This window comes from Klebsiella sp. MS 92-3, from assembly GCF_000195655.1.
Taxonomy (GTDB): Bacteria; Pseudomonadota; Gammaproteobacteria; order Enterobacterales; family Enterobacteriaceae; genus Klebsiella; species Klebsiella pneumoniae.
Genome location: NZ_GL882781.1, coordinates 5,572 through 9,123 on the forward strand (window position 1 = coordinate 5,572; position 3,552 = coordinate 9,123).

Consider the following 3,552-nt stretch of genomic DNA (forward strand, 5'->3'; position numbering starts at 1 on the left):
GCCCTCGCCCTCGGTACCGAGTCGGTGCCGAAGGTGGATAAAATCTTTGGCCCGGGCAACGCTTACGTCACGGAAGCCAAACGCCAGGTCAGCCAGCGTCTGGACGGCGCAGCCATCGACATGCCGGCCGGCCCGTCGGAAGTGCTGGTCATCGCCGACAGCGGCGCCAACCCGGACTTTGTCGCCTCTGACCTGCTGTCGCAGGCGGAACACGGCCCGGACTCGCAGGTGATCCTCCTGACCCCGGACGCCGACATGGGCAGCCGCGTCGCCGAAGCCGTGGAGCGCCAGCTGGCCGCCCTGCCGCGCGCGGAAACCGCCCGCGTGGCGCTCTCCGCCAGCCGGATCATCGTGGCTCGCGATCTGGCGCAGTGCGTGGCTATCTCCAACCAGTACGGCCCGGAGCACCTGATCATTCAGACCCGTCAGGCCCGCGAGCTGGTGGACAGCATCACCAGCGCCGGTTCCGTTTTCCTTGGCGACTGGTCACCGGAATCCGCGGGCGACTACGCCTCGGGCACCAACCACGTCCTGCCGACCTATGGTTATACCGCCACCTGCTCAAGCCTCGGTCTGGCCGACTTCCAGAAGCGGATGACCGTGCAGGAGCTGTCGCGCGACGGCTTTGCCGCCCTCGCCTCAACGATTGAGATCCTGGCCGCCGCCGAGCGCCTTGACGCCCACAAAAACGCCGTAACGCTGCGCGTTGCCGCCCTGAAGGAGCAAGCATGAGCATTGAAGATTTAGCCCGCGCCAACGTCCGCGCGCTGACCCCGTATCAATCCGCTCGCCGGCTGGGCGGCAAAGGCGACGTCTGGCTCAACGCCAACGAATTCCCTACCGCCGTAGCCTTCCAGCTTACCGAACAGACGCTGAACCGCTATCCGGAGCCGCAGCCGAAGGCCGTGATTGAGAGCTACGCCCGCTACGCCGAGGTCAAACCGGAGCAGGTGCTGGTCAGCCGCGGCGCCGACGAAGGCATCGAGCTGCTGATCCGCGCCTTCTGTGAGCCCGGCGAAGACGCGGTGCTCTACTGCCCGCCGACCTACGGCATGTACAGCGTCAGCGCCGAGACCATCGGCGTCGAGTGCCGCACCGTGCCGACGCTGGCCGACTGGCAGCTCGACCTGCCGGGCATCGAAGCGCGGCTGGACGGCGTGAAGGTGGTCTTCGTCTGCAGCCCGAACAACCCGACCGGGCAGATTATCGACCCGCAGTCGATGCGCGACCTGCTGGAGATGACCCGCGGCAAAGCCATCGTGGTGGCCGACGAAGCCTATATTGAATTCTGCCCGCAGGCGACGCTGGCCGGCTGGCTCAGCGACTATCCGCACCTGGTGGTGCTGCGCACGCTGTCCAAAGCCTTCGCCCTCGCCGGCCTGCGCTGCGGCTTCACCCTCGCCAACGCCGAGGTGATCAACGTGCTGCTGAAAGTGATCGCCCCGTACCCGCTCTCCACGCCGGTGGCCGATATCGCCGCCCAGGCCCTGAGCCCGGAGGGGATCGCCGCGATGCGCCAGCGCGTGGCGCAGATCCTTGACGAGCGCCGCTACCTGGTGGAACAGCTGCGCGGCATCGCCTGCGTGGAGCAGGTCTTCGATTCCGAGACCAACTATGTGCTGGCGCGGATAACCGCCTCCAGCGCAGTGTTTAAATCTTTGTGGGATCAGGGCATTATCTTACGTGACCAGAATAAACAACCTTCATTAAGCGGCTGTTTGCGTATCACTATCGGTACCCGTGCCGAGAGCCAGCGCGTGATTGACGCCTTGACTGCGGAGAATGTATGACCCAGAAGTATCTCTTTATTGACCGTGACGGCACTCTGATTTCCGAACCGCCGGAGGATTTCCAGGTGGACCGGTTCGACAAGCTGGCGTTTGAGCCGCAGGTGATCCCGGCGCTGCTGAAGCTGCAGCAGGAAGGCTATAAGCTGGTGATGATCACCAATCAGGATGGCCTGGGAACCGACAGTCTGCCGCAGGAAGCGTTTGATGGCCCGCACAACCTGATGATGCAGATCTTCGCCTCGCAGGGCGTTAACTTTGAAGAGGTGCTGATTTGTCCGCACTTCCCGGGCGACAACTGCGCCTGCCGCAAGCCAAAAACGCAGCTGGTGCTGCCGTGGCTGGAAGAGGGCGTGCTGGATAAAGCCCACAGCTATGTGATTGGCGACCGGGCCACCGACCTTGAGCTGGCGGATAACATGGGAATTACCGGTCTGCGCTATGACCGCGAGACGCTCGACTGGCCGACCATCTGCGAGCAGCTGACCCGCCGCGACCGCTATGCCCACGTCGAGCGCATCACCAAAGAGACCCAGGTGGATGTGAAAGTGTGGCTGGACCGCGAAGGCGGCAGCAAGATCCATACCGGCGTCGGCTTTTTTGACCATATGCTCGACCAAATCGCCACCCACGGCGGCTTCCGCATGGAGGTTAACGTCGGCGGCGATCTGTACATCGACGACCACCACACGGTGGAGGATACCGGCCTGGCCCTCGGCGAAGCCCTGAAGCTGGCCCTTGGCGACAAGCGCGGCATCAACCGCTTCGGCTTCGTGCTGCCGATGGACGAGTGTCTCGCCCGCTGCGCGCTGGATATCTCCGGCCGTCCGCACCTGGAGTATAAGGCGGACTTCACCTATCAGCGCGTCGGCGATCTGAGCACCGAGATGGTGGAACACTTCTTCCGCTCGCTCTCCTACACCATGGCGGTGACCCTGCACCTGAAAACCAAGGGCAAGAACGATCACCACCGCGTGGAGAGCCTGTTCAAAGCCTTTGGCCGTACGCTGCGCCAGGCGATCCGCGTCCAGGGCGATGCCCTGCCGTCTTCCAAAGGGGTGCTGTAATGAATGTGGTGATCCTTGATACCGGCTGCGCCAACCTCAATTCGGTGAAATCGGCGATTGGCCGCCACGGCTATGAGCCGGTGGTCAGCCGCGATCCGGAAGTGGTATTGCGTGCCGATAAACTGTTTCTTCCCGGCGTCGGCACCGCCCAGGCGGCGATGGATCAGCTGCGCGACCGCGAGCTGATCGACCTGATCAAAGCCTGTACCCAGCCGGTGCTGGGGATTTGCCTGGGCATGCAGCTGCTCGGCAAGCGCAGCGAGGAGAACAACGGCGTCGATCTGCTAGGCATTATCGAAGAAGAGGTGCCGAAGATGACTGACCACGGTCTGCCATTGCCGCACATGGGCTGGAACCGGGTTTATGCCAAAGCTGGCGATCGGCTGTTCCGCGGCATTGAAGAAGGCGCGTATTTCTACTTCGTGCACAGCTACGCCATGCCGGTCAACCCGTACACCATCGCCCAGTGCAATTACGGCGAGGCGTTCACCGCCGCGGTGCAGAAAGATAACTTCTTTGGCGTGCAGTTCCACCCGGAGCGCTCCGGGAGCGCCGGGGCGCAGCTGCTGAAAAACTTCCTGGAGATGTGATGATTATTCCTGCTTTAGATTTAATCGACGGCACCGTCGTTCGTCTCCATCAGGGCGATTACGGCCAGCAGCGCGACTATGGCAGCGATCCGCTGCCGCGCCCGCAGG

General features: G+C 63.1%; 5 protein-coding genes. All 5 read left to right on the forward strand.

Annotation, left to right across the window (positions count from 1 at the left end; translation table 11 throughout):
• The coding region (gene hisD / locus HMPREF9538_RS18570; protein WP_009484563.1) for a histidinol dehydrogenase at positions 1–732 on the forward strand (732 nt) is incomplete at its 5' end.
• On the forward strand, positions 729–1,790 hold the full coding sequence (gene hisC / locus HMPREF9538_RS18565; RefSeq protein WP_004149000.1) for a histidinol-phosphate transaminase: 1,062 nt from the start codon (positions 729–731) through the stop codon (positions 1,788–1,790). The genes hisD and hisC, both read left to right, overlap by 4 nt.
• Positions 1,787–2,854, forward strand: coding sequence for a bifunctional histidinol-phosphatase/imidazoleglycerol-phosphate dehydratase HisB (hisB, locus tag HMPREF9538_RS18560; RefSeq protein ID WP_004144133.1), 1,068 nt, complete (start codon positions 1,787–1,789; stop codon positions 2,852–2,854). Before hisC ends, hisB begins: the two co-directional genes overlap by 4 nt.
• Positions 2,854–3,444, forward strand: coding sequence for an imidazole glycerol phosphate synthase subunit HisH (hisH, locus tag HMPREF9538_RS18555; RefSeq protein ID WP_002912227.1), 591 nt, complete (start codon positions 2,854–2,856; stop codon positions 3,442–3,444). Before hisB ends, hisH begins: the two co-directional genes overlap by 1 nt.
• Positions 3,444–3,552: HisA/HisF-related TIM barrel protein (locus HMPREF9538_RS31480; protein ID WP_009484564.1), on the forward strand; the 109-nt coding region annotated here is incomplete at its 3' end. The genes hisH and HMPREF9538_RS31480, both read left to right, overlap by 1 nt.